Source organism: Burkholderia sp. Ac-20379 (assembly GCF_017104645.1).
In the GTDB taxonomy this organism is placed as follows: domain Bacteria; phylum Pseudomonadota; class Gammaproteobacteria; order Burkholderiales; family Burkholderiaceae; genus Burkholderia.
This window is the reverse complement of record NZ_JAAGPF010000042.1, coordinates 1-24,139: the sequence shown is the minus strand read 5'-3', so window position 1 is coordinate 24,139 and position 24,139 is coordinate 1. Positions and strand designations below refer to the sequence as shown.

Annotated in this window: 24 protein-coding genes; 10 read left to right on the top strand and 14 right to left on the bottom strand. The window is 67.7% G+C overall.

What is annotated here, in order from left to right; all coding sequences use genetic code 11:
• Positions 1-56: 56 nt before the first annotated feature.
• The 7 genes from G3N92_RS08470 to G3N92_RS08440 all read right to left on the bottom strand — a co-directional run bounded on the left by G3N92_RS08470 (position 57) and on the right by G3N92_RS08440 (position 8,234).
• Positions 57-1,535: an aldehyde dehydrogenase family protein gene (locus tag G3N92_RS08470; RefSeq protein ID WP_206127016.1), complete on the bottom strand. Its 1,479-nt coding sequence runs from the start codon at positions 1,533-1,535 to the stop codon at positions 57-59.
• 137 nt (positions 1,536-1,672) lie between these two features.
• A complete protein-coding gene (locus G3N92_RS08465; RefSeq protein WP_206127015.1) occupies positions 1,673-2,896 on the bottom strand; it encodes a porin in 1,224 nt (407 codons plus the stop codon).
• 140 nt (positions 2,897-3,036) lie between these two features.
• Positions 3,037-3,936 (bottom strand): intradiol ring-cleavage dioxygenase, encoded by a 900-nt coding sequence (locus G3N92_RS08460; RefSeq protein WP_206127014.1) that lies wholly within the window; start codon positions 3,934-3,936, stop codon positions 3,037-3,039.
• Complete coding sequence (locus tag G3N92_RS08455; RefSeq protein WP_206127013.1) at positions 3,933-5,054, bottom strand: maleylacetate reductase; 1,122 nt, start codon at positions 5,052-5,054, stop codon at positions 3,933-3,935. Before G3N92_RS08455 ends, G3N92_RS08460 begins: the two co-directional genes overlap by 4 nt.
• Complete coding sequence (locus tag G3N92_RS08450; protein WP_206127012.1) at positions 5,051-6,040, bottom strand: amidohydrolase family protein; 990 nt, start codon at positions 6,038-6,040, stop codon at positions 5,051-5,053. Before G3N92_RS08450 ends, G3N92_RS08455 begins: the two co-directional genes overlap by 4 nt.
• A 149-nt stretch (positions 6,041-6,189) precedes the next feature.
• Positions 6,190-7,623 (bottom strand): MFS transporter, encoded by a 1,434-nt coding sequence (locus tag G3N92_RS08445; protein ID WP_206127011.1) that lies wholly within the window; start codon positions 7,621-7,623, stop codon positions 6,190-6,192.
• 296 nt (positions 7,624-7,919) lie between these two features.
• On the bottom strand, positions 7,920-8,234 hold the full coding sequence (locus G3N92_RS08440; protein ID WP_206127010.1) for a winged helix-turn-helix domain-containing protein: 315 nt from the start codon (positions 8,232-8,234) through the stop codon (positions 7,920-7,922).
• Positions 8,235-9,019: 785 nt separating this feature from the next.
• On the opposite strand from G3N92_RS08440, the gene G3N92_RS08435 reads away from it, so the two are divergent.
• Positions 9,020-10,630, top strand: a complete 1,611-nt coding sequence (locus tag G3N92_RS08435; RefSeq protein WP_206127009.1) for a DUF2957 domain-containing protein — start codon at positions 9,020-9,022, stop codon at positions 10,628-10,630.
• 297 nt (positions 10,631-10,927) lie between these two features.
• Complete coding sequence (locus G3N92_RS08430) at positions 10,928-11,431, top strand: hypothetical protein (protein WP_206127008.1); 504 nt, start codon at positions 10,928-10,930, stop codon at positions 11,429-11,431.
• A 124-nt stretch (positions 11,432-11,555) separates the two neighbouring features.
• On the opposite strand, the gene G3N92_RS08425 is transcribed toward G3N92_RS08430, so the two are convergent.
• Positions 11,556-11,822, bottom strand: a complete 267-nt coding sequence (locus G3N92_RS08425) for a hypothetical protein (protein WP_241014667.1) — start codon at positions 11,820-11,822, stop codon at positions 11,556-11,558.
• 380 nt (positions 11,823-12,202) lie between these two features.
• On the opposite strand from G3N92_RS08425, the gene G3N92_RS08420 reads away from it, so the two are divergent.
• Positions 12,203-12,385 (top strand): hypothetical protein, encoded by a 183-nt coding sequence (locus G3N92_RS08420; protein ID WP_206127006.1) that lies wholly within the window; start codon positions 12,203-12,205, stop codon positions 12,383-12,385.
• A gap of 27 nt (positions 12,386-12,412) precedes the next feature.
• On the opposite strand, the gene G3N92_RS08415 is transcribed toward G3N92_RS08420, so the two are convergent.
• Positions 12,413-12,739, bottom strand: coding sequence for a DNA-binding protein (locus G3N92_RS08415; protein WP_206127005.1), 327 nt, complete (start codon positions 12,737-12,739; stop codon positions 12,413-12,415).
• Between the two features lie 294 nt (positions 12,740-13,033).
• On the opposite strand from G3N92_RS08415, the gene G3N92_RS08410 reads away from it, so the two are divergent.
• Both G3N92_RS08410 and G3N92_RS08405 read left to right on the top strand, forming a co-directional pair.
• Positions 13,034-13,432 (top strand): hypothetical protein, encoded by a 399-nt coding sequence (locus G3N92_RS08410; protein ID WP_206127004.1) that lies wholly within the window; start codon positions 13,034-13,036, stop codon positions 13,430-13,432.
• 122 nt (positions 13,433-13,554) lie between these two features.
• The gene (locus G3N92_RS08405; protein ID WP_206127003.1) at positions 13,555-13,905 is read left to right on the top strand and encodes a copper-binding protein; all 351 of its coding nucleotides are present in this window, start codon (positions 13,555-13,557) and stop codon (positions 13,903-13,905) included.
• On the opposite strand, the gene G3N92_RS08400 is transcribed toward G3N92_RS08405, so the two are convergent.
• Complete coding sequence (locus tag G3N92_RS08400; protein ID WP_206127002.1) at positions 13,906-14,823, bottom strand: prolyl oligopeptidase family serine peptidase; 918 nt, start codon at positions 14,821-14,823, stop codon at positions 13,906-13,908.
• 526 nt (positions 14,824-15,349) lie between these two features.
• Between G3N92_RS08400 and G3N92_RS08395 the strand changes: the two genes are divergently transcribed.
• Both G3N92_RS08395 and G3N92_RS08390 read left to right on the top strand, forming a co-directional pair.
• Positions 15,350-16,762 (top strand): glycerophosphodiester phosphodiesterase family protein, encoded by a 1,413-nt coding sequence (locus tag G3N92_RS08395; protein ID WP_206127001.1) that lies wholly within the window; start codon positions 15,350-15,352, stop codon positions 16,760-16,762.
• 299 nt (positions 16,763-17,061) lie between these two features.
• Complete coding sequence (locus G3N92_RS08390; RefSeq protein WP_206127000.1) at positions 17,062-18,318, top strand: multidrug effflux MFS transporter; 1,257 nt, start codon at positions 17,062-17,064, stop codon at positions 18,316-18,318.
• Between the two features lie 42 nt (positions 18,319-18,360).
• Here the strand turns inward: G3N92_RS08390 and G3N92_RS08385 are convergent, their stop codons facing one another.
• Together G3N92_RS08385 and G3N92_RS08380 are read right to left on the bottom strand one after the other, a co-directional pair.
• Positions 18,361-19,170, bottom strand: a complete 810-nt coding sequence (locus G3N92_RS08385) for an alpha/beta hydrolase (RefSeq protein WP_206126999.1) — start codon at positions 19,168-19,170, stop codon at positions 18,361-18,363.
• A 67-nt stretch (positions 19,171-19,237) separates the two neighbouring features.
• Complete coding sequence (locus G3N92_RS08380; protein WP_241014666.1) at positions 19,238-19,633, bottom strand: DUF4148 domain-containing protein; 396 nt, start codon at positions 19,631-19,633, stop codon at positions 19,238-19,240.
• Between the two features lie 288 nt (positions 19,634-19,921).
• Between G3N92_RS08380 and G3N92_RS08375 the strand changes: the two genes are divergently transcribed.
• The 3 genes from G3N92_RS08375 (at position 19,922) to G3N92_RS08365 (ending at position 23,080) form a co-directional block, all read left to right on the top strand.
• The gene (locus tag G3N92_RS08375; RefSeq protein ID WP_206126998.1) at positions 19,922-20,689 is read left to right on the top strand and encodes a FadR/GntR family transcriptional regulator; all 768 of its coding nucleotides are present in this window, start codon (positions 19,922-19,924) and stop codon (positions 20,687-20,689) included.
• 131 nt (positions 20,690-20,820) lie between these two features.
• Positions 20,821-22,083, top strand: coding sequence for an MFS transporter (locus G3N92_RS08370; protein WP_206126997.1), 1,263 nt, complete (start codon positions 20,821-20,823; stop codon positions 22,081-22,083).
• Between the two features lie 31 nt (positions 22,084-22,114).
• The gene (locus tag G3N92_RS08365; protein ID WP_206126996.1) at positions 22,115-23,080 is read left to right on the top strand and encodes a 3-hydroxyacyl-CoA dehydrogenase family protein; all 966 of its coding nucleotides are present in this window, start codon (positions 22,115-22,117) and stop codon (positions 23,078-23,080) included.
• Positions 23,081-23,209: 129 nt separating this feature from the next.
• Here G3N92_RS08365 and G3N92_RS08360 read toward each other — a convergent pair whose 3' ends face one another.
• Both G3N92_RS08360 and G3N92_RS08355 read right to left on the bottom strand, forming a co-directional pair.
• The gene (locus G3N92_RS08360; protein ID WP_241014665.1) at positions 23,210-23,656 is read right to left on the bottom strand and encodes a YbaB/EbfC family DNA-binding protein; all 447 of its coding nucleotides are present in this window, start codon (positions 23,654-23,656) and stop codon (positions 23,210-23,212) included.
• A 115-nt stretch (positions 23,657-23,771) separates the two neighbouring features.
• The coding region (locus G3N92_RS08355) for a PDZ domain-containing protein (RefSeq protein ID WP_206126995.1) at positions 23,772-24,139 on the bottom strand (368 nt) is incomplete at its 5' end.

Here is a 24,139-nt window from a genome sequence, read left to right as displayed (position 1 = left end):
CTTCACCGGCGGCTCGCGCCGCCGGCAGCGTCAACCCATCCTGGCCGTATCAGGCCTCAGGCACGCGTCGCATAGGTCTGCGTGATCTGCTTGCGCTCGACGAAATCCTCCAGCGACGCCACGCCGCCAAGCCGGCCCAACCCGCTCGACTTGTAGCCGCCTTCCTCGAATTCCACGGCGATGTTGGCCCAGCCGTTGATCGAGACGAAGCCGGCTTCCAGCCGTCGCGACACACGCACCGGCCGATCGACGTCGCGGCTCCACACGCAGGCGCTCAACCCGTATTCGCTGTCGTTCGCCAGCGCGATCGCTTCGTCCTCCGTATCGAATACCTGCAGCGTCTGCACCGGGCCGAACACCTCCTGTTGCGCGATCGCGATCGATGCGTCGCGAATTTCCAGCAGCGCCGGACGGTAGAAGTTGCCGTCGGCCAGCGGCGGCTCGGTCACGATGCCGCCGCGCACGATAGCCTTGGCGCCGGCCGCCAGCGCAGCCTCGACCATCGCGTCGATGCGCGCCAGCGAGGCGCGGTCGATCAGCGGCCCCATGTCGCTGGCGGGATCGGCCGCCGGCCCGGGCCGCACTGCGCGCAACCGCGCCGCGAGGCCTTCGCGCACGCGCTCGGCGATGCCGCGCTGTACCAGGATGCGGCTGCCGCACATGCAGAACTGCCCGGCGAACACGGTGGACGATTTCTCCAGCACCGGCAGCAGCGCATCGAGATCGGCATCGTCGAAAATCAGATGCGGAGTCTTTCCGCCCAGTTCGAGGCCCACCCGCTTCAGCCGTTCGGCGGCGGCCACGCCGATGGCGCGGCCCGTGCGCGTGCTGCCGGTGAAGCTGACCGTCTTCACGTCGGGCGCGTCCACCAGATGCCGCGCGCCGTCGGCGCCCGATTCGATGAACACGTTGACCGCACCGCGCGGCAACTCCGCCACCGAACCGACGATCTCGCTCATCAGCGCGGCCGTTTGCGCGGCCTGCATCGGCATCTTGACCACGGCCGTGCAACCGGCCGCCAGCGCCGGCGCGAGCGCACGCACCGACAGATAGGCCGGCGAATTCCACGGCACGATCAGGCCCGCGACGCCGATCGGCTGGACGATGCTCATGCCCTGAAAACCCGGGTACGGATCCATCACGCGCCCGAAATTCTGCAACGCCAGCCCGGCCGCGAAACGCAGCCCGCGCACGATCAGGCCCGCTTCGAAACCGGCTTCGTAGCGCAGCTTGCCGTTCTCGCGGCACAAGGTATCGACGATGTCGTCGCGGCGCGCTTCATAGGCGTCGGCCAGGCGCATCAGCGCCACCGCGCGGCGCTGCGGATCGGCCGTCCAGCTTTCGTCCTGGAACGCGCGGGCCGCAGCCGCCACGGCGAGCGCCGCCTCGTTCGCGCCGCCGTCGTGATAGACGCCGATCGTCCGGCCCGTGGCCGGATTCACGCTCTCGCCGGTGCGGGCCGAACGCACCCACTCGCCGTCGATCCAGTGGCGCGCCTCGATCGGCGCGTTGCCCTGTTGCTTGTCAATCTCCATCGCACTGCACTCCTCTGCTTCTGTGATGCCGTGAATCGGCCAATCGGGTCGAGGCATCTTACATAGCAATCACAACAGTTGCAATTGCAAATGTATGCCAATGCAAGGCATCTGTTGCATGCCCCGTTGGACGCCGTTCAGAACCGCTGCCGCAAGCCGATGCGCACCACTGCCTGCTTGTTGGTGGCCGACGGCGTGAAGCCGCCGATCGTCGCCACGGCCGGTTGATTGAGCGAATCGCGTCCGCTCGCGCGCTGCAGGATCGCGGCCAGATACACGTCGGTGCGCCCGGAAAACGCGTAGTCGGCCACCGCGTCGAGCTGCAGATATTTCGCGCCGCCGTCGCCATCCACCGAGCCGCGCCGCGTGTAGTCGAACGCGATGCCGGTCTGCAGCGCGGGCGTGATCATGGTGCGCACGCCGAATTCGGCACTCGTGAAGACCGCGTTGCCCGTATAGCCGAACGGGTTCGGCCCGGAAGCGGAGCCGAGCGAGTCGAACCGCGTGCGCGTCAGCACGCCGCTCACGGTGGTCGCGCCGAACGTGTAGCTGCCGCCGAGCCCCATGATTTCGAGCGTGTTGGCCGACGCGTAGCCGGCGAACGCCGGCATCGATTCGGGCGTGGCGGCGGAGCCGGCCGAGCCGATATTGTTGGCCGTGGCCAGCCCCTTGTTCGGCGTATTGCCGTAGAACGACACGTTCGGATTGCGCGCGTTCAGGTAGCCCGCCCCGAAGCCGAACGGGCCGTGTTCGTAGCTCGCGCCGAGCGACCACACCTGGTTCTGGCCCGTCGCGCCGGGCACGCCGCCGAAGCTGTACAGCGCGCTCACGCGCAGCCCGCCAAACACCGGCGTCACGTACTTCACGGCGTTGTTGATGCGGTACAGCAAGCCGAGATCATCGACGTCACCGACGTGCGACGACATCCAACCGGCCCATGCGGGCGCGGAAAATCGCTGGATCGAATCGAGCAGCGTGTCGTACTGGCGCCCGAACGTCAGCGTGCCGAGATGCGACGACGCGAGCCCGACGAAGGCCTGCCGGCCGAACTCGGCGCCGCCCTGGGTCAATGCCCCGTTGTTGATGGTGAAACCGTTCTCGAGCGTGAAGATCGTCTTCAGCCCCCCGCCCAGATCCTCGACGCCGCGAAAGCCCCAGCGGCTACCCGACAAGCCCGCCGTCAGGCCGTCCGCGAACGCCACGCTGCTCGCGCCCGTCGGCCGGCCGCCCGGCTTCGCCGTCTGCACGTCGTTGGTGTACGCCACGCCGGCGTCGATGATGCCGTACAGCGTCACGCTGCCCTGCGCCTGCGCGCAGACGGCAAAGAGCGCGACGACGGCGCCCGCAATGCAATGCTTCATGACCAGTTGTCTCCGTCTTCATCTTAATAATTAGTTGTATTGAGTATTACGGTCTTGCCAGGGCGATGCGGTGAGCGAGTGTCGGGTCGGGCACCTCCTTGCGGGATCGGTCAGGTCACGGCGGCGGCCTCACGCCGGCATCAATCCGCCTTGCGTTGCAGCACGAACGGGCGCGAGGTGCGCCAGCACGGCGTATCGGCGTCGAAGCCGCAAGCGGCCGCCTCGTCGGCGTTCTCGATCCGCTCGAACTCGCCGATCAGGCTCTCCTTCACGCCGAACACCGTGTCCTCGGCGAGCCAGGGGCAATCGGGCGCGAAGATGTGCGTGATGACGGTTTCGTAGCCGGGCGCGCGGATCATGAAATGGATGTGCGCGGCGCGGTTCGGGTGACGGCCCAGCGTGGCGAGCAGCTTGCCCACCGGGCCGTCGTCGGGAATCGGGTAGTCGCGCGGGCGCACGCTGCGGAACCAGAACGCGCCGTCCGGCCCACTCTCGAACTTGCCGCGCAGGTTGCCGTCGGGCTGCACGCCCTGCTGCTGCACGTCGTAATAGCCGTCGTCGTTGGTCTGCCAGACATCGATCGTCGCGCCGGCCACCGGTTGCCCGTCGGTGTCGGTCACCGTGCCCGTCACCACCAGCGGCTCGCCCTTGCCGTCGAGGCAGATGTTCGCGCCGGCCGGCAGCACCGGCACGCCGTCCACGTAGAACGGCCCGAGGATCGTGTTCTCCGTGGCGTTGCCGGGGCGGCGGTGATTGATCGCATCGACCAGCATCGACACGCCCAATACATCGGACAACAGAATGAACTCCTGGCGCCAGTCGGTGCACATCTGCCCCGTCTCGGTCAGAAAGCGGATCGCGGCGTACCACTCCTCGTGGGTCGGCTCGATCTCCTTCACGGCCGCGTGCAGGTGGCGCACGATCGCCGCAGCGATACGGGCGGTGCGCGGCTCGACATCGGGGCCGATCCGGGCGTTGACGGCCTCGGCCGAACGTTCCTCGGAAAACAACGGGTAACGGCGGTGGGTGGTGTCGGTCATGATGCGGATCCATCGTTGCGGGGAATCGCGAGCGGTTCGGCGCCGCGCCACGCGCGCTCGAGCAGCGCGTGCAGGCCGGCCGCGTCGAGCGGTTGCGGATTCCAGTACGGGTTCGCCAGCGTCAGCTCGACCGCTTGCGAGATGCCGGATTCGGGCATGCCGATCTCGGCCAGCGAGCGCGGCGCGCCGATCGCCGCATTGAGCCGGTGCAGCGCGCGGCCGGCATCGTCGACGCCGAGCGCCGCCGCCAGCCGCGCCGTCACGTCGGGAATCGCCGGCGCGTTGTAGGCCAGCGCATGCGGCAGCACCAGCGCGTGGGTTTGCGCGTGCGGCAGATCGAACGCGCCGCCGAGCACGTGGCACAGCTTGTGGTGCAGCGCCATCCCTACCGAGCCGAGGCACACGCCGGCCAGCCAGGCGCCGTAGAGCGCATCGGCGCGCGCCGCGCGGTGCCCCGGATCGGCGGCGATCACCGGCAGCGCGGCGAACAGGGCGCGCACGCTGTCGAGCGCGAGCGCGGCGACGATCGGGTTCGTGTCGCGTGCGTAGAGCGCCTCGACCGCATGCGCGATTGCATTCATGCCGCTCGCGCCCGACATCGACGCCGGCAGATCGAGCGTCAGATCCACGTCGTAAAGCACGCATTCGGGCAGGATCCGCGGGCTGCGCTGCGTGGTCTTGATGCCGTCGCGCGTCTCGCCGAGAATCGGCGTCATCTCCGAGCCGGCATAGGTGGTAGGCAGCACGATCTGCGGCAGGTCGGTACGCAGCGCGAGCGCCTTCGACAAGCCGGTAGTCGAACCGCCGCCAATGGAGACGATGCCGTCGATGTCGTGCGCCTCGACGATTGCCATCGCGGCATCCGTCACGTCCACCGGCGTATGCATGCGCGCACCGTCGAAGCGGGCCGCATGGCGCGCGCCGAGGCGGTCGGCCAGTTCGTCGGCCAACCGCGCGTGCGGCGGCCCGTAAAGCAGCAGCGCGCGCGAGATGCCGAGCCGCGCGGCCGCCTCGGCCACCTGGCCGCGGGTGCCGTGCCCGAAGCTCACGCTGCCTGGCAGCGCCTCGTAGACAAACGGCAACCGCGTATTCACGGCCACATAGTTCGGCATGCTCATCGTGCCAGCTTCAGCAGTTGCTCGGCGTTGGTGCGGCCGATCTTGACGCGGTCGTTCTCGCTGATCGACGCCGTATCGAACCAGTCGGCGGCGTGATCGATATTCTCGAACGGCCAGTCGGCAGAGAACAGGATGCGATCCGAACCGATTTCGAGCATTGCGTCGATCAGCGTCTGGGTGCGGAAATTGCCGGACGTGGTCAGCCAGAAATGCTTGCGGAAATACTCGGCGATCGGCTTTTCAGCCGGGTAGTTCGGTCGCGCCGACACCCATGCGTTGCGGTTGTCGATGCGCCACATGCTGTAGGGCAGGCCTTCGCCGAGGTGCCCGAGAATGATCTTCAGGCCCGGATGCGCATCGAACAGGCCCGAGCCCATCAGACGCAGCGCATGCACGGCGGTTTCCTGACCGAACGCCCAGGTCGGCCCCATCAGCCACGGATGGCCGTCGTAGATCGGCGCGCGGCCCGGCAGCGGATTGCGCGGATGCAGGTAGAACGGCACGTCGAGCGCTTCGAGCGCGGCCCAGAACGGCCGGTAGCGCGGCAGGTCGTAATAGAGCTCGCCCCCCTCCGCCGTATCGCTGAAGCCGTTGACGAGCGCGCCCACGAAACCCAGCTCGCGCACGCAGCGTTCGGCCTCGCGGATCGCCAGATCCGGTTCCTGCATCGGCAACGCCGCGAACGCGCGGAAGCGGTCGGGGCGTTTCGCAACCTGTTCGGCCAGGAAATCGTTGGCGCGGCGCGCCAGTTCGTCGGCACGTTTCGGATCGCGAATCGCCTGCACGGCCGGCGCGTTCAGCGACAGCACCATCATCTCGATGCCGCCACGATCCATCTCGGCAATACGGCGCTCGTGAATGTCGAGCAGCCGGTGGCGGAGTTCGACCCAATCGTCGTGCGGCACGAAACCGGCCGAATCCTCGATCGTGTCCGCGATCGCGAAATGTTCCTCGAGGGCGATTTTTCCTGCGTTGCTGAAAGCCATGCCATTCTCTCCAAGTTCAGGCAGCCGGTGTCGCCGCCGTGCACCCGGCTCGGCGGCGACTCGATAAACAAATTAATCAGTACAACGAATATCCAGCGAGGCGATCCGGGATGCTTCATGCTGCCCGGATCAGCAGCGCGCGGATGTTCTCAGGAGCGGCACGAAGCAGCCCCGGTGTTCTCGCGCGCGCCGGCGGGCGGCGCTTCCATCGCGTCGTCGGGCCGCAACGCGCGGCGACGGCGAGCCAGCGCCAGCGTCATGACGCACGAGGCCAGCGCAATCACGGCCGACGCGGCGAACATGATGCGATCCGAACCGCCGAGCATTGCCAGTTGCCCTGCCGCCACCGGCCCGAGGATCGAGCCGGCGCGGCCGATGCCGAGCCCCCAGCCGATGCCGGTGGCACGCATGTGCGTGGGGTAGACGGAGGCGGTCAGCGCGTTGATGGCAGGCTGGCCGCCGACGATGCACAGGCCGCTGACGGTCACCACGGCCAGCAACGGTGCGAGCGGCAAGCCGGGCTGACCGATCGCCACGATGGCGGCGGCCGCCACCACGAACGCCGGCACCAGCACCCGCGCATAGCCGGCGCGATCGATCAGCAGGCCCATGCCGATGGTGCCGAGCGTGCCGCCCACCTGCAGCAGCGTGCCCACCGCGATCGCGACACTGCGCGTATGCCCGAGGTCCGCGATGATGGTCGGCAGCCAGTTCGACAGGAAGAACAGATTCAACAGGTTCGCGAAGTTGAGGCCCCAGAGCAGCAGCGTGATGCCCGCGCGCCCGCCCCGGAACAGCTCGGCCACCGGCGCGCCGGACGGTTTCGCCGCCTGCATGCCTGCCACGAGCCTGCCGCCCGCCAGGCCGGGCACCGCAGCGGCGCCGCCGGCGATACGCGCAACGAGCCGCGCCGCCTGCTCGGGCCGGCGCCCACGCAGCACGAGAAACTGCACCGATTCGGGCAGCCACGCCGCCATCAGCACGCCGATCGCGAGCGATACGGCGCCACCCGCCAGGAACACGGCCCGCCAGCCGGCCAGCGGAATCAGCCACCCCGACACCAGCCCGCCGAACACCGCGCCGGCCGTGAAGCCGCACGACACCAGCATCATGGTCGACGCGCGCCGCCGCGCCGGGCTGTACTCGCTGACCAGCGCCATCGCGTTGCCCATGATCGCGCCCACCCCCACTCCGCTCAGCGTGCGCATCGCCAACAGTTGCGCGACGCCGTGCGTGTGCGCGGTGCCGAGCATGCACGCGCCGGCGAACAGCATCGAGACCACCAGCACGGGCCGCCGGCCGATCCGGTCGGCCAGCACGCTCAACGCGAGCGAGCCCAGCAACATGCCGACCAGGCTGGCCGAGAACACCGAGCCGAGCGCCCCGCGCTCGATACCCCAGTCGCGTACCAGCTCGGGCGCGACGAAGCCCATCGATTGCACGTCGAAGCCGTCGATGATCATGGCCGCGCCGGCCAGCAGGAAGATGCCGAACTGGAAGCGCCCGATCGGGCGCGCATCGATCAGGGCCGGGATGTCGATCGTCGGCGACGGCTGCGCGTGCTGCGTGGAAGAGGTGTTCATCGTGATCGTTCGGCTCGCCTGGCTGTGATGCGCAACGCTTGACGCGACGGCTGGCAGCTCGCCGCCGCCGACCGGCATTTATTTGCAAATGCAAACATGTCACGAAGTATATATTTGCTTTTGCAAGTAAATATAGGCGTTTACGCGGAGGCGCCCGGGCGTCCGGACGGAAGCGACATGAAAGGAAAACGGGAGGGAAGACGTGACGGCCGCATCCGGCGCGCAGCGATCGTTCGCACGCGCCTGGACGGGAAAGCGGCAATGCCGGTTCGTGCGCAACCGGCGAGTGCGTGTCGTCAGCTCAGCGCATGATCGAGCACGAGCGTGCCGCGGCCGGCAAAGCCCTTGATCAGGCCGCGCCGCGCCGCCTCGCGAAACGCGGCGTAAATCGTGTTCGGATGGAAACCGAGCGAATCGGCGATCGCCTGCTGGCTCGGCAGGCGATCGCCCGGACGGAACAGGCCGGCGCGGATCGCCTCCTCGATCTGATCGGCAATCGCGAGCGCGACATGGCCGCGAATCCGGGCGAAATCGGGGCGCCAGTCTTGCGCGGCACGCGGCGAGCGTGAACCGTTCGCGCGGCCGGTTGCGGGTTCGAAGCATCCTTGCATGAGACCTCCCCCTGTGCGAGTGCCCGTTCATGCCGGCAGCAAAAACCAGAGGCAGCGCGGAATTTGCCGTGGTTGCGTGGCGCTGCCATGACGACATCAAACCGTCATCGGAATCCAGCGTCAAGCGTCTTCGCCGATCTGTCGCGCAATCGACTCGCTCGGCACCGAGCCGGCGCCCGCCGCATTTTGCTTCACTGCACAATCGCGGCCGATCGATTGGCATCCGAAACGATCGGCCGCCTCTCGCGCCCTGCGCCCCGCGCGATCCGCCACGCGTTCGGCCCGGCGGATCCGCGTTTGCTTCGTTTTAATTCCGCGCCAAACCCTTCGATTTAAAGGGAAACGAGAATATCGATCCGTTTGGAATTGCCTGACCATTTACTTGCCATGCGGTTCGCATCATAGTTTCGCGAAACAAGTTTCACCAATAACGTGCAGCGCGTACCGACGGAGACATCGATGTTACGCACGCCAACACGGGGCCAACCGGGCGATCGTCGCCCGTCATTCCCGCAGGGCCGGACACCGCATACGAGGCGTAACCCGTCCGCCCTTTCGCCGCTTCGGCATCCTTTTCCGCTTTTCAGCCGCCGTGCCGCTACCCGCGACGCGAACGGCGCCCGACTCATGCTTGCGTAATCCCAAGCGCGATCGCCGGCACGGCACTGCCCGTGCCGGCGATCGCGCCCGGACATCGTCGATCGAACCGCCGCACCGACGGGTCATTCCAAGGCCCGCGCCCCGATCGACGTCGAGACACCCGGAATCATCAACAAGGAGGGGGTATGTTCCGTATCACCAAGCCGCGCACCGCGCTGCTGTCCTGTTTCGTGCTCGCGATACCGTTCTTCGCCGGTTGTGGCGGCGGCGACGGCGGCGATCCACCGGCCGCGATCCAGGTCCCGCAATGCTCGGGCAGCAGTTGCCCCGCCAGTGGCTCGACCACCACCACCACCGTCACCAACAAGCTCTGCCCCGATTCGCTCGACTACACCACCGTCTACACCGGCGGCTCGGGCAGCGGCGAATACGTGAAGCTGCAGTTCGATTCGACCAAGCTCACCTATCAGATGCGGTTCGTGCTGTCGTCGGTGCCGACCAGCGCCGGCCAGGTCAACACCACGCGCGCCGGGCAGACCATCACCGGCACGTTCCACCGCGCCACCACGCTGCCGACGGCCGAACAGAACCGCTGCGCGTTCGTGCTCGACAACGGCGCGTCGGCCGACGGTTCGTACTCCGTGGCGATCAACCCCGCCGATCCGCCGATGCTGTTCGTCGGCAACGGCGTGGTGGGCGGCGGGATTCCGGGCGCGACCATCGAATTCGACGGCGTCGCACTGCTCGGCAACCTCGGCGCCGTGCCGTCGCGCACGTTCGACTTCTTCCCGTTCATCGGCTTCACCGACACGGAAACCGATTTCACCAAGGTCGCGGGCAACTACAACGAGCTCGGCATCCATCTGTCGCCGACCGGCACGTCGTATCAGACGGCCAAGCCGCAAGGCTGGCAGCCGGACGTCATCAACTGGAACGAGACGCTGAACGGCGACGGGTCGTGCACCATCACCTCGGGCAGCGACTACTCGTGCCGCACCACCGGTACACCGTGGACGCTGCGCACCAACACCGACGGCTCGGCCGACAACGTGTTCGTCAGCAAGCCCACCTCGGCCAGCTCGCCGTATCCGAGTGCGGGCCAGGGCCAGCCGATCGTGCTGCTCGCGCCGAGCCAGGCGCAGGGGATCATGATCGTCGGCAAGCTGCGCGGCGCGCTGATTCCGATCGTGATTCGCGTCGGGCAGGCGTTCGTGCCGTCGGATCCGGCAGCGCTGCTGAACACGGTGGCCGATGCGGAAATCGGCATTTCCGCCCTGGCGCCGGCCACGGCCGTGGCCGCGAATTCGTTCACGGGCGGCTACATCGGCGCGACCAGCGCGTCGGCGTGCGGCATCGTGGCGAACGCGGGCAACTCCGGCGCACCGGCGGTGGGCGACTCGAGCTTCAACGCGTCGAAGGCGCATCCGAACCTGCCGGGCGTCTTCAGCGGCACGTTCTTCGAGCCGACGGCCGGCAACTGCCTGGACAACACGTCCGTCTCGACGCTCGCGGCGAACTACACGTCCACGCTGTTCAGCGGCGCAACGGCCGGCTTCATCGATCCGCAAACCTCGACCGGCACCAGCACGTTCTCGCTCGACTACACGCAGGCCACCCCGGGCCTGGTCGGCGTGACCGCGCTGCAGGACTTCAACGCCGCCAACAGCAGCGGGCCGGTTGCGATCTTCCACAAGGGCGACACCGGCTGGGCGATCAAGGTGGGCGAGGTCTACGCGATGGTGGTGAACAACAGCCAATACAACCCGTTCTTCACGGTAGGCGCGTTCGTTCAGTAAGGCAGTTCCACACTGCTACAGGCAGCAAGGCGGCAACGACCGGCGGCAGCATTCCTGCCGCCGGTCTTGCAGCCGGTCAAATCAATAGGATACCTATTGATTCACTAGAACCTGAGAGACGCAGGGCCGTGCATCGCACGGACGGCGAACGAGCCAGCCCGACCTGCGGGGGTGCGGTTTCAGCCGGGCGAGCCTGAGGGGGCGCCCGGTTTCACGCGCGACACGGGAGGCGGAGGGCCGCCAGCGTTGCGCTTACCCACGGCGGTTCGCCGCCATTCGTCAATTGAGGCACGCATCATGACTATTCGAAAAGTGGCTTCCCTTGTCGTTGCACTCGCTGTTTCGTCGGCGCTGGCCGCGCCGGCTCTCGCCGTCACGGTGTCGCTGGCCAACGGCAACCCGATGAATCCCAACGGCGAACCGTTCTCGGCCACCGGCAGCACCACGCTATCGAAAGGCGCGATCAATACCAGTTGCACCGCCACCTTCAACGGCACCATCACCTCCACCGGCATCGTCAACATCACGTCGACGACGTTCGCGGGCGGCGGCCTCTGCTCGCTGATCACCGGCAGCGCAACCAGCATGAACCCGTGGACGGGCCAGGCCGACACGCCGACGCAATTGACGATCAACAATGCGCAGGTCAGCGCATCGCTGCTCGGCACCTGCGGCCCGAGCTCGGTGGTGACCGTCTGGAACAACACGGCGTCGTCGCTGACGTTCAACAACGCGGTGCTGACGCCGAACTGCACGGTGACCGGCACCGTCACCACCTCGCCGGCCTTCAACGTGCAATAAGCGGCGCGTCGGCATTTGGCATGCCGTAACGAAACGGGGTGGCGCGTTATCGCGCCACCCCGTTTTTCATGGAAGGAGAAAACGACGGCGGGCCGCGATGGCCCGCCGCGACGCCGTCAGGCCGTCATCGCGCCAGCGCGGCCGGCGCGGCGGCCGGCTCGGTGGCGAGCGAGATCATCAGCGCGATCAGTTCGACGAATTCGTCTTCGGGCAGCAGGCCCGCCCACTCGTGATATTCGTCTTCGGACATGTCGAAAAAGCCCTGCCCGAGCGCTCGGGTCTTGGCGACCACGCGGTCGCGGGCTTCGGCGTCGTCGAGCGACGCCGGCAAGTTGTCGCCCAACTGCTGGAAACGATCCTGGATCCGCAGCTTCAGTTTGTACCCCGTCATGCCTCTCATCGCTGGCCTCGATTATGGATTTGTGGCTCCGCTATCGCGCGAACGGGGCTGCTGGCGCATCGTATGGATTCCTGCCCAATGCGCCGGCGCCCCTCCGCCCCTCGGAATGGCGCCCCATACCGGCCGGTATGCCGGTTGCGGCGGGGCGACCTCTCAGTAAATCCATCGCGCCGGGATTGCGCAATCGGGCCGACCGCTGAAAATTGATCTAAATCAATTGTTAGGTGAGCACAAAAAGACCGCGATTGGAGGGTCGCAAGCGTTGCGATCAGAAAATCTGAAGGCTCGAATAAAAATTACTCGCTTGGTCGCGGGCGGCGGTTCTGGGATAGTGGGCGCCATTCCATACCGCCCGCACCGGAGACACCACGATGTTCGCCTTCCCGCCGCTCGACCGCGATTCCGCCCCCGCCGCCAAGCCGGAACCGGCCGCCCGCACGGCGCCCGCCTTCACGTCGTATCGGGCCGCGCTGCAGAATCCGACCTGCGCGCTGGCGTCCCACACCGGCGACCGTCCCGACATCGCGACCAGCGCGATTCTCGGGTACAACTAAGCAACCCGGCGGGCCGCCACGGCCCGCTTACTCGGGGTAGTTCGCATCCACCTCGAAGCGCGCCAGCTTCAGGATCGTGCGCAGCGTGCGCGGGTGAATATCGCGGCAGGCCGCCAGCGACGTAAGAATGAAATCGAGCGCCCGGCCGTAGCGATAGAGCGTCAGCCAGCTTTCGGTATCGCCCGGTTGCGCGTGCAACCGTTCCGCCACGCGCAGCATGTTCGTCGACAGCGTGCGCGCCATATCGAGTTCGATCCGTTGCTTCTCGCCCCATTCGACCGGCTGCGGCTGGGCCAGCAGCTTCGTCAGGAAAGCCTGGAATTGGGCGTCGGACTGGTTCGGCAGCGTATTCATGATTCGTTCCGTTCTGCGTTTGACGGGGCGCCGTGCGGCGCGCTCATGCCTTCCATCAGCAGAATTCGTACCAGCTTGAGGCACGCCTGCCCGCGCGCCGCGCGATGTCCGGCAAGTCCAATCAGCATAAGGCTCCGCGCGAAGCGCCAACGTGCGCTCGGCCGCACATGCGGCGGCCGCGATGGGCGCTTTGTTTCATCGGTGTAACGTGACATGCACGGAAAAGCCGGAACATCGCCGCACGTGCGCCGCCCCGCAATTTTTTCCCGCGCCCGCGCCGCTATACTCGAGCCCATGCGACTGCTCCGAACCCTGCTCGTCCTGCTGCTTTGCATCGCGCTGCCGCTCGACGCGCTGGCCGCGAGCGGGCTGACGGGCGCCTGCCCGATGCACGACGGGCATGCGATGCAAGGCGCGATGCCGCCGCACGCCGGCCCGATGCCGGACATGGCCGGCATATCGGGCATATCCGATTGCGACGGCATGACCGCGCTGCCGCCCGGCAAGCGGAACGCCTGCGACCACGGCTGCCGGATGTCGGCGCAATGCCAGTTCGGCAGCCTCCATCACCCGGCCGTGCTCGCCGAAGTGCGCCGCCCCGCCGTGCTGATCCTCCCGGTTCGCTTCCATTACGCCGCCACGCTCGCCGTGCGCGACCCGAACAGGCTGTGGCGGCCACCGCGCGCCGCCTGACGTTCCGCCGCCCTCGATCTACCCGCTCAACCGCGCCGCCGCGTCGCTGCCTGCCATGCGCATGCCGGCCGCCCCGGCGCGCGCCGATTTCATTCCCGATTCGTTTCAGACGGAGCCTGACCATGAATACGCTGTACGCCCGATCCGCCCTCCTGTTCGCCGCCATCGCGGGCTTGGCCGCCGCGCCGGCTTTCGCCGGCGACATGGCCGGCATGACGATGACCGCCCCCGCCGGCGCGCAAGCCGACGACGGGCTGACCGACGCCGTGGTGCGCAAGGTGGACCCCGCCACCGGCATGATCACGCTGAAGCACGGCACGCTCGCCAACATCGGCATGCCGGCGATGACGATGGCCTACAAGGCCGGCACCGCCGACATGGCGCAGCATGTGCATGCCGGCGACAAGGTTCGCGTGCGCGTCGAGAACCTGAACGGCACGTTGACGATCGTGAAGCTCGACGATCCGTCCTGATCAGCGCCGCGCGCCGGCCGGCTCGAACGGCAGGCCGAGCGCGCGGAAGAACGCCGCAACCTGCGGCAGCCAGATCGCCACGCCGGCCGGGGTATCGAAGAAGTCGTGCGAACTCCGGCCGAACACGCCGACATCCACGAAGCGCGCGTCGGCGGCCGGCCCATGCGCCTGCGCGAAGTAGGCGTCGAACATGCGCCGCGGCAACGGTTGCGGAAACAACGCATCGTTATCGCCGTAGAACCAGAGCGACGGATAGCGCGCCACGCGGCCATAGCTCGCATAGGCCGTCACCAGCGTGTCGTCCCAATCCGGGCACGCCGCCTTGCGCACGCCGCCCGAAAAATTGATCAGCCCGCGCACGCCCGGCACCGGCCGCGCGCCGAACGCGATGGTGGCCAGCCCGCCGTCGGACTGGCCCGCGACCACGATCCGCGAGCGGTCGACGAAGGGCAGCGCACCGAGCGCCGCGATCGCGCCGGCCACGTCGGCGGCCTCGTCGATGCCGTGGCGGCGGCTGTCGCAACGATCGCCGTGATAGAAGCCGCCCGAGCCGGCAAACCCTTCCCGCATCGGAATCGCCACCGCATAACCGCGCCGCACGAACACCGCCGCCACGCGCAGATGCCGCGAGCGCGGCTGCCGGCTCGCATCGCCGGGATCCTTGCCGTGATTGAGCACGACCAGCGGGAACGGCCCCGGGCCGGGCGGCTTGAACAGCGTGGTTTGCAACTGAACGATCGCACCGTTGCCGGGCACCGGCAGCATCACGACCTGTTCGCCGAGTTGCGTGGCGAGCGGCGGCGGGTTGGCGGCAAGGCCGGCGGCGTTCGCAATGCGCGGATCGGCGCACGCGGCAATGCCGATCGCGAGCGCCGCCGCGCCCAACGCGATCCGGTTCAGGCGGCGCAGGCCGCGCATGCATGACGACCGCGCAAGGCGGCCGCGAAAGTCCGTCGATTTCAAGGCCTGGCGTGTCCGGTCAAGAAGCGACCGCGATTATTTCATCGATCCGGCGCCCTGACGGCCAGGCGCCCGCTCGGCTTCGCATGGCGAGACGCGCGTGCGGATCGGCCGCCCGGGCCAGGCGCATGTCACTCGAATAAAAACGAAAGCAATCATTCGGAGGCCAGAATGGCGAATGCAATCACACGCGCCTCGCACCGGGAAACAAATGAAAGCCGCGCACCTGCATCGAAATGCGCCGATGCCCACCCACAAAGGCCAACCGCACGGACGCGCCGTTTTCTCCGACGTTCTGTCACATTACAAACGTAGCATTCAAAAAATTACATAAAACTCACCGATAAAACGCATTTGTCAGGAATACGCACCACTGCGCGCCTTAAGCTTTCAATGTTTACCGAATCCCCATTGCCGTTTAGTAGCAGCAAAACCGCGTGTTGACGTTCGATAACCACTCCAACCGATGAAGAAGAACACCACCATGACTCTTTCCAGGACCGGTATTTCGTGTCTGATGCTGGCGCTCGTCGCCAGCGTCACCCTGGCCGCGTGCGGCAACGACGACGATCCGGCACCGGCCGCGTCCACGCAGACGTCCACGCCGAGCGCATTGAAGACGCTCGACGGCAACGCCCCGCTCGTGATCGGCCACCGCGGCCTGCCGGGCCTGTATCCGGAAGAAACGCAGGTGTCCTACGAAGGAGCCGCCAACGCCGGCGCCGATTCGCTCGAGGAAGACCTGCACCTGACCAAGGATTGCGTGCTGGTGGCGCGCCACAACCCCTGGCTCAGCGACAACACCAACGTGGCCGACGTGGCCAAGACCAACGCCACCGTGGCCGCGCGCAAGCGCACCGTGCCCGGCGTGCGCGTGCCGGTCAGCTGGACCACCACCGCCACCACCGGCCCGTCGAGCTACCTGAGCGACCTGACCGACCCGGCCGATCCGAAATCGGTGCTGAAATCGCTGATCGTCGACGGCGAGGATCACACCAACGACTGGTCGATCACCGACTTCACGGTGGCCGAGCTGAAGGCCTGGATTCGCGGCACCACGTACGACGCCAAGGACGTGCGCCCGACGGCGCTGAACGGCCAGTACCCGATCCTGACGATGCAGGAGGTGTACGACATCGCGCGCGCGAAGTCGGCCGTCAGCGGCAAGACCTTCACGATCTATCCGGAATCGAAGAACCCGATCTGGAATAACGAGCAGGCGATCGCCAACGGCTGCGGCGCGGCCGGCACGCGTCCGTTCGAAGAAGCGATCATCAAGTTCATCAACGACAACAACCTGAACAGCCGCACCGCGCCGATCCTGCTGCAGAGCTTCGACCCGGCCAGCCTGAAATACTTCCGCTCGCGCGGGATCCAGACGCGCATGGTGCAGCTGATCGACGGCAACGGCGTCAACTACCAGACCGGCGCGATGATCTACCAGACCAACGACGACTACGCGTTCGTCGACGGCCGCCCGTACAGCTGGACGGTCAACGGCGATTCGCGCTGGTTCGGCGACATGCTGACGCCGGCCGGCCTCGCGGAGATCAAGACCTACGCCGACGGCATCGGCCCGTGGAAGCCGCAAGTGTTCGCCTGGAAGGTCACGCCGTGGAAGGACAAGAACGCCGACGGCACGGCCTACACCGGCTCGCTCGCCGACGTGAACTCGGTCGAACCGACCAGCCTGATCGCCGATGCGCACAAGGCCGGCCTGTTCGTGCACTCGTACACGTTCCGCGACGAAGCGCGCTACCTGCCCGGCAAGTACAAGGGCGACCCGGTCGGCGAGTACCTCGACGCCTACCGCGCCGGCATCGACGGCGTGTTCTCGGATTTCGCGAACACCGCCGTGGCCGCCCGCACGCAGTACCTGAAGGAAACCGGCCGCTAAAGCGCGCCGCCCGCCCTGCTCGCCGGCGGCGGCTTTCGAGCCGCCGCCGGTCCCGCCTCGAACGGCGTGCGCGCACGCCGCTTCCGCCCGCGCTTTTTAGTCCGCGCGTTTCAGCCCGAACATTTCGTTTCGCTTACGATTCGGCCATGCCAAGCACGCGCGACCCCTGATCCGCAATGGGGATTCGCATCGTGTTTCGAAACGACAGGCACAATACGCCCCGGCGGCTTTCGCGCCGGGGCCGTTCGATATCCGAACCGCTTCGGCGCGCCCGCCGGCCCCGCCCTCACAATGCCGTCATGAACAACGAAACCCCGAGCCGTCCCGCCGAGCGCGCCGTCAATTCGCCGCGCTTCCTGCTGTTCCTGATCTGCCTGTTCGCGTCCGCCGGACAACTGGCGATCGATATCTACGTGCCCGCGCTGCCGGCCATGGCGCACGCGTTCGGCGCCTCGCCGCAGGCGATCCAGTCGAGCGTGTCGGGCTACATGGTCGCGTTCGCGCTCGGCCAGCTGATCTTCGGGCCGGTGGCCGACGCCTACGGCCGCAAGCGCGTGCTCGCGTTCGGCCTGATCATCTACACGATCGGCTGCCTGCTCTCGCTCGGCGCGCCGAACCTCGAAACCTTCGTGCTGGCGCGCTGCCTGCAAGGCTTCGGCATCGCCACCACCAACCTGCTCGCGAAGGCGATCATCACCGATTCGTTCTCCGGCCAGGCGCTGATTCATGCGTTCACCTACATGGCCACCGCCTGGGGGCTCGCGCCGATCATCGCGCCGGTGATCGGCGCGCACTTGCAGGAGTGGTTCGGCTGGAAGGCCTGCCTCGTGTTCCTGCTGCTCTATTCGCTGATCATGTGGGCGGTGCTGTGGCGCTACCGGGAAACGCTGCCCAAACCGGTCAGGCTGGAAGTGCGCACACTGGTGTCCAATACCGGCAAGGTGCTGTCGAGCCCGGTGTTCCGCAGCTGCTTCCTCGCGCAGGGCGTGTGCTACAGCATCCTGCTGGTGTTCAACATCGTCGGGCCGTTCATGGTGCAGACCACGCTGCACAAGCCGCCGACCTACTTCGGCTATCTCGCGCTCGGCATCGGCGCGATGTATTTCTGCGGCGGCCTGTCGAACCGGATCCACAGCGCGGCGCTGCCGACCTCCGAGCAGCGCCTGCGGATCGGCGCCTACACGATGGCCGGCGCCTCGGTGGCGATGCTGCTGCTGGCGCTGACCGTCGGCCTGCAGGTGTGGACGCTGGCCGTGCCGGTGCTGGTGATGGGTTTCTGCGCCGGCGCGATGTACCCCACGCTGATGGCCAAGGGCAATTCGCTGTTCCCGCACATCGCCGGGCTGACCAGCGCGCTGCTCGGCTGCGCGCTGCTGCTCGTCTCGTCGCTGATGATGGGCCTGGCCGGCTTCGTATCGATCCACACGCTCGCGCCGCTCGCGCTGTTCTTCGTGATCCTCGCGGGGATCGTCGTCGCGATGGTCCTGAAGCTGCTGCGCTACCTCGCGCAGAGCAAGCCCGCCACGGTCGCCAGCCGGTCGAGCGAAGCGGCCTGACGCCGCCGCGGCGGCGGCGGCGGCGGCCGCGGCGGATCGCACTCAGTGCGGGGCCGTCTCGCCCTGCTTCACGCGCTCGGCCGCCGCGATGATCGCATCGGCCACCGCGCGCGGTTGGCTCAGCATCGCCACGTGGCTTGCCTTCACGCGCGTGATCGTCGCGCCGATCCGCGTCGCCATCGCCTGTTGCAGCGCCGGATCGATCATGCGGTCCTGCGTGGCCACCACGAAGCTCGACGGCTTGGCGCGCCAGGCCGCCTGCGCCACCTTCTCCGTCACGCAGCCGCCGAACCACGGGCCTTGGGTGGCCGCCACCAGGTTCTGCTCGACGCGCGTCAGATCGGGCGCGAAATCCTCGCGGATCGCCTTGTCGGACAGCGTCATGAAGCCCGCCGAATCCTTGCGCAGCTCGCTCACCCAGGCCGGCGGCGGCGCGTCCTTCGTCAGGTCGGCGATCGACTGGCCGCTGTCCGGCGCGAACGCCGCCACATACACCAGCGATTTGACCTTCTGATCGTTGCCCGCCTCGCTGATCACGACGCCGGCCCACGAATGCCCGACCAGCACCACCGGCCCGGTCTGCTGCTCGATCGCACGGCGCGTGGCCGCCACGTCGTCGGCCAGCGAGCCGAGCGGATTCTGCACCGCCACCACATGCAGGCCGCGCGCTTCGAGCAGCGGAATCACCTTGTTCCAGCTCGAACCATCGGCGAATGCGCCGTGCACCAGCACCACGTCGGTGCCCTTCAGGTCGGCCACGGGCGCGGCCAGCGCGGGCGTGGCGGCCACGGCCGAGAACAGGCCGCCGGCCAGCGCGGCGGACAGCAGGATGCGTTTGATCGTCGAATTCATCGGGATTCTCTTGGGTCGGTCATTGAATCGGTCATGGAAAGCTTGGGGCTGCGGCGCGGGCGATGGCTCAGGAATGCGCATAGACGTCGCCGAAGCCCGGGATCGCATCGCGCGCCGGCGTGGCCCGCGCTTGCCGTGCGGCGCGCTTCGCGGCCGGGCGGCGCGTGGCGTGCACCGTCTCGGCGTCGCCGTCGAATTGCGACAGCGACGGGCTGTTCTGGTCGCTGTGAACATGCACGAGCGCGGTTTCCAGATCGGCCGGATATTGCGCGTCGCCGCTGATCGGCCGGTAGCCGGCCTGTTCAACGCGAACCAGATCGGCGCGCACGTCGGCGCGGGTCGGCGCCTGAGGCGCGGCGGCAAACGACAGGACGGGGGCGGCAACCAGTGCGGCAACGGCGAGCAAGCGGACGGCATTCATCAGTGTTCTCCTCGATCGGTAGGGTTCGGCGCCGCGTCGCATTCGTGCATCGCCGGCATGACTGCATTTGAACCGGCCGATGTATCCCGGATGTTTCCGCGCGAGCCGCATCGTGCAAGCGCGTTTTTCCAGCGCGCCCGCGGATACACAACCCTACAAATCCCGCGCGCGCCGGCCGACGGCTTCGCCCTCCCCTGGTTTTCCCTTACTTGTGCCGCGCCCGCGCCGGTGCGATTCTTCGCAAACCGGTCAACCGTTCGAACGGTTGACCGGTTGAACCAACATGACTCCGAACGAAACGAAGCCGGCCCGACCATGAAGACTGCGACGATGGAATTGACGAAACTGGACAGCGTGCGCGCGGAATCGACCGTCGAACGGATCGCCCAGCGCCTGCTCGACTTCCTGCTGTCGGGCGCGGTCGAACCGGGCGACCGGATTCCGTCGGTCACGCGCCTGTCCGAGCAACTGGGCATCGCGCGTTCGTCGGTGCGCGAGGCCGTCAAGCTGCTCGAATCGCGCGGCGTGCTCGACGTGCGGCAGAGCAGCGGCTGCTATTTCAAGGGCAACGATCCGAGCGCGCTGTTCAAGACGGTCGAATGGGCGCTGCTGTTCGGCACCAAGGACATCACCGAATTCGTCGAGGCGCGCTGGCACATCGAGATGCTGCTGGTGGATCTGGCCGCGCAGCGCCGCACCGATGCGGACCTCGAGCCGATCAAGGCCGCGCTCGACGCGATGCGCGACGCGCAAAGCGGCGAAGCGTTCAGCGAGGCCGATCTGACGTTCCACTTCGCGATCGCCGAAGCCGCGCACAACGCCGTGCTGCGCGACGTGTTGCGCGGCATCCGCTCGCTGACGATGAGCTGGATCGGCCGCAACCTGTCGCGCGCCACCACGCCGCAAGCCGCCTATGTCGACCACGTGCCGATCTACGAAGCGATCGTCGCGCGCGACGGCCGCCAGGCCCGCATCGCGATGCACGAGCACATGGTGCGCGCGACGCGCCGCCTGGTGCAGACCATGACGCCCGCCGACGGCGCCGCGCTGCAGGAACGCATCGACGCGCTCGCGGCGCTGCCCGCCAGCGCGATCTGACACACGCGGGGCGGCCCCGCCGCCCCGCATCCCGCCGCACGGTTACCCAGAGAACCGGCGAATCAACCAGGAGATAGGCCGTGAGCCAGACAAGCGCCGTAAATATTAAGGATTCCCAATCTAATGACGCATTGCGACGGCATCGCCGCAATGCCGCGCTCGCGAGCCTGATCGGCACGTCGATCGAGTGGTACGAGTACTACATCTACGGCGCGGCCGCCGCGCTGGTGTTTCCGCACGTGTTCTTCCCGAACGTCAGCCCGCAGATCGGCCTGCTTTATTCGTTTGCTTCCTATGCAGTGGCGTTCATCGTGCGCCCGATCGGCGGCGCGATCTTCGGCCATTTCGGCGATCGCATCGGCCGCAAGCGCACGCTCGTCATCACCTTGCTGATCACCGGCCTTTCCACGTTCCTGGTGGGCTGCCTGCCCTCGTCGGCGCAAGCCGGGGCCATCGGCCCGATCGCCCTGGTGCTGCTGCGCGTGCTGCAGGGCATCGGCGTGGGCGGCGAATGGGGCGGCTCGGCGCTGCTGTCGATCGAATGGGGCGACCAGAAGAAGCGCGGGATGTCGGGCGCGTGGCCGCAGATGGGCACCTCGGTCGGGCTGATCCTGTCGACCATCGCGATGATCGCCGGCAGCGCCGTGGCCGGCGACGCGTTCCTCGCCTGGGGCTGGCGCATTCCGTTCCTCGCCAGCTTCGTGCTGATCGTGGTGGGCCTCGTGGTGCGGATGAAGGTGGAGGAAACGCCGTCGTTCGCCAAGCAGCAGCGCACCGGCAACGTGGTCGCGAACCCGGTGCGCGAGGCGATCCGCACGTTTCCGAAGGAGATCGTATTGTCCGCATTCCTGCGCATGTCGGAGCAGATGCCGTTCTACGTGTTCACGGCCTTCACGCTCGACTACGCCACGCGCCAGGTGGGCCTCGACCGCCAGTTCGTGCTGTGGTGCACCGTGGCCGCCGCCGTGCTCGACATGGTCATGCTGCCGTATTTCTCGATCCTGTCGGATCGCGTCGGCCGCCGCCGCATGTATTACCTCGGCTGCGTGGCGCTCGCGCTGCTGGCCTATCCGTATTTCGCGCTGATCGATACCGGCAACCACGCGCTGGTGTTCCTCGCGATCGCGCTGTCGATGCTGCCGCACTCGCTGCAATACGGCGCCCAGGCCTCGCTGATCTCCGAGCAGTTCCCCGCCAACATCCGTTATGCGGGCGCCGGCATCGGCTACCAGCTCGCGTCGGTCGTGGCAGGCGGCCCCGCGCCGCTGGTCGCCACCGCCCTGCTCGCCTGGTACGGCAGCGGCTACGCCGTGGCCGCCTACCTGCTGTTCGGCGCGATCGTCGCGGCCATCGCGCTGCGGCTGATGCCGGATCGCTCGCATATCGACATGTAAGGCCTCTTCCCCAACACACCGGATCTGACCGATGAAGACAAGCACCATCAAGACCATCGCCGTTGTCGGCACGGGTTACATGGGCGGCGGCATCGCACAATGCCTCGCCCTGACGGGCCGCAAGGTCTACCTGACCGATGCCGACCCGTTGCGCGCGCAACAAGCCCGCGCCCGCTTGCTCGAAGAAAGCGCCGCGTTCGAACAGGCCGCGCTGTTTCCCGAAGGCAGCACGGCCATCCTCGAAACCAACCTGGTGGCCACCGATTCGATCGAGGCCGTCGGCCACGAAGTCGATTACGTGGCCGAGGTCGTGCCCGAGAACCTCGATCTGAAACTGAGCGTGCTCAAGCGCATCGAAGCGGCCGTGCGGCCCGACTGCATCATCGCGAGCAATACGTCGGCGATCCCGATCCGCGAGATGGCCCGCGCGCTCGAAACGCCGCAGCGCCTGTTCGGCGTGCACTGGATGAACCCCGCGCCGTTCGTGCCGGCCGTGGAGATCATCCCCGGCGAAGGCACGCCGGAGGCGATGCTCGAAGCCGCCGAGGCGCTGGTGCGGGAGGCGGGCAAGGTGACCGCGCGGGTGGCCGACGTGGCCGGCTTCGTCGCGAACCGCCTGCAGTTCGCGTTGTTCAAGGAGGCCGTGGCGGTGGTCGAGGAAGGGCTGGCGACGCCGGAGGACGTCGACAAGGTGGTCAGCAATTCGTTCGGCTTCCGGCTCGCGCTGTTCGGGCCGTTCGCGATCGCCGACATGGCCGGGCTGGACGTTTATGCGGCGTCGTATACGTCGCTCGAGAAGCAATACGGCCCGCGCTTCGCGGTGCCGGCCGGCCTCAAGGCGCGCGTGGATGCGGGCGATTTCGGGCTCAAGAGCGGCGGCGGCTTCCTCGGCATCGCGCCCGCGGCGGCCAAACCGCTGGCGGCGTATCGCAACCGCGCGTATCAAAGCCTGATGCAGTTGCGCAAGACGCTGGGGGCGCCGCCGTTCGAGGGATGAGCGACGGGAACCGCATCGGGAGGAACGCGCCCGATGCGGCGGCGGCGTCCGGACACACGAGACGACGTGGCGGCGCTGCCGTGTGTTGCTTCGAGGGCACGGCGCACACGACGCCGCGCCCCGCCGCCCTCAACCGCCCGCCCGCGCATCCGACGCCGCCGGCGGCGCATCGGGATTCGGCACGAGCTCCAAGCGCACCCGCAGGGGCTGCAGCATATCGGCTGGCGGCGGCGGCAACGCGGCCGTCGTCAATAAATGCTCGAGCGACGCCTCGGCCGGGATGTCGTCCAGCGAGTCGAACTCGATGCGCGTGATCGCGCCGTCGCGGCCGATCCAGGTGCGCACCGCAACCGACGGCGGCACGCCCGGCGCGGCGGCCGGGCCGGTGGCATCCGCGCGAACCGTCAGCGCCTGCCGCACGCGCTGCGCTTCGTCGCCGCCGTTATCCAGCAAGGCCTGAAAGTGCTCGCCGACCTCGTGCGCGTAGCGCATCCATGCGGCCGGCGCCGCCAGTTGCGCCTGCGGCGACGTTTGCGCCTCGGCCCGCCCCGCTGCGCCGAGCGTCAGCAGCAGCATGCCGCCCGTCGTGATCCATGTGCGCATCCGCTGCCGACGCGTTGCGCGGGACTGCGCGACCGGGTGAATCGTCTGCATGTGTTTCCTCGTTTCGCCGAACCGGATCGGACGGCAATCAGCCAAGTTCGAACGGCACGTAAAGCCGCGCCGCGCCGCGCTGGACCAGCAGCGCCGCCGCGCCATGCACCGCGCCGATGGCGGCCACCAGCGAGCCGGGGCTGCCCACCGGCGTGCCGTTGATCGACAGCACCACGTCGCCGACCTTGAGGCCGGCCTGTGCCGCCACGCCATTCACGCTCTCGACCACCAGCCCCTGCTGCACGCCGAGCCGCGCCTTCTCGGCGTCGTCGACGGCACGCAGCCCCAGCCCGAGCCGCATCAGCGTGGGCGATTCGGCGGGCGGCGCATTGCCGCTGTCGAGCGCACCGACCACCACGCCGATCCGGCGCGCCTGGCCGCCGCGCCAGATCGTCAGCTCGCTGG

Excerpts from the sequence above, each read along its gene's own strand:
- G3N92_RS08470 (WP_206127016.1), bottom strand. The coding sequence starts at position 1,535 with ATGGAGATTGACAAGCAACAGGGCAACGCGCCGATCGAGGCGCGCCAC.
- G3N92_RS08415 (WP_206127005.1), bottom strand. The coding sequence starts at position 12,739 with ATGAATACGCTGCCGAACCAGTCCGACGCCCAATTCCAGGCTTTCCTG.
- G3N92_RS08395 (WP_206127001.1), top strand. The coding sequence starts at position 15,350 with ATGACTCTTTCCAGGACCGGTATTTCGTGTCTGATGCTGGCGCTCGTC.
- G3N92_RS08390 (WP_206127000.1), top strand. The coding sequence starts at position 17,062 with ATGAACAACGAAACCCCGAGCCGTCCCGCCGAGCGCGCCGTCAATTCG.
- G3N92_RS08360 (WP_241014665.1), bottom strand. The coding sequence starts at position 23,656 with ATGCTGCTGCTGACGCTCGGCGCAGCGGGGCGGGCCGAGGCGCAAACG.
- G3N92_RS08410 (WP_206127004.1), top strand. The coding sequence starts at position 13,034 with ATGCGACTGCTCCGAACCCTGCTCGTCCTGCTGCTTTGCATCGCGCTG.
- G3N92_RS08385 (WP_206126999.1), bottom strand. The coding sequence starts at position 19,170 with ATGAATTCGACGATCAAACGCATCCTGCTGTCCGCCGCGCTGGCCGGC.
- G3N92_RS08455 (WP_206127013.1), bottom strand. The coding sequence starts at position 5,054 with ATGAGCATGCCGAACTATGTGGCCGTGAATACGCGGTTGCCGTTTGTC.
- G3N92_RS08365 (WP_206126996.1), top strand. The coding sequence starts at position 22,115 with ATGAAGACAAGCACCATCAAGACCATCGCCGTTGTCGGCACGGGTTAC.
- G3N92_RS08405 (WP_206127003.1), top strand. The coding sequence starts at position 13,555 with ATGAATACGCTGTACGCCCGATCCGCCCTCCTGTTCGCCGCCATCGCG.
- G3N92_RS08440 (WP_206127010.1), bottom strand. The coding sequence starts at position 8,234 with ATGCAAGGATGCTTCGAACCCGCAACCGGCCGCGCGAACGGTTCACGC.
- G3N92_RS08425 (WP_241014667.1), bottom strand. The coding sequence starts at position 11,822 with ATGACGGGGTACAAACTGAAGCTGCGGATCCAGGATCGTTTCCAGCAG.
- G3N92_RS08430 (WP_206127008.1), top strand. The coding sequence starts at position 10,928 with ATGACTATTCGAAAAGTGGCTTCCCTTGTCGTTGCACTCGCTGTTTCG.
- G3N92_RS08450 (WP_206127012.1), bottom strand. The coding sequence starts at position 6,040 with ATGGCTTTCAGCAACGCAGGAAAAATCGCCCTCGAGGAACATTTCGCG.
- G3N92_RS08380 (WP_241014666.1), bottom strand. The coding sequence starts at position 19,633 with ATGCGACGCGGCGCCGAACCCTACCGATCGAGGAGAACACTGATGAAT.
- G3N92_RS08445 (WP_206127011.1), bottom strand. The coding sequence starts at position 7,623 with ATGAACACCTCTTCCACGCAGCACGCGCAGCCGTCGCCGACGATCGAC.
- G3N92_RS08465 (WP_206127015.1), bottom strand. The coding sequence starts at position 2,896 with ATGAAGCATTGCATTGCGGGCGCCGTCGTCGCGCTCTTTGCCGTCTGC.
- G3N92_RS08400 (WP_206127002.1), bottom strand. The coding sequence starts at position 14,823 with ATGCGCGGCCTGCGCCGCCTGAACCGGATCGCGTTGGGCGCGGCGGCG.
- G3N92_RS08435 (WP_206127009.1), top strand. The coding sequence starts at position 9,020 with ATGTTCCGTATCACCAAGCCGCGCACCGCGCTGCTGTCCTGTTTCGTG.
- G3N92_RS08460 (WP_206127014.1), bottom strand. The coding sequence starts at position 3,936 with ATGACCGACACCACCCACCGCCGTTACCCGTTGTTTTCCGAGGAACGT.
- G3N92_RS08420 (WP_206127006.1), top strand. The coding sequence starts at position 12,203 with ATGTTCGCCTTCCCGCCGCTCGACCGCGATTCCGCCCCCGCCGCCAAG.
- G3N92_RS08375 (WP_206126998.1), top strand. The coding sequence starts at position 19,922 with ATGGAATTGACGAAACTGGACAGCGTGCGCGCGGAATCGACCGTCGAA.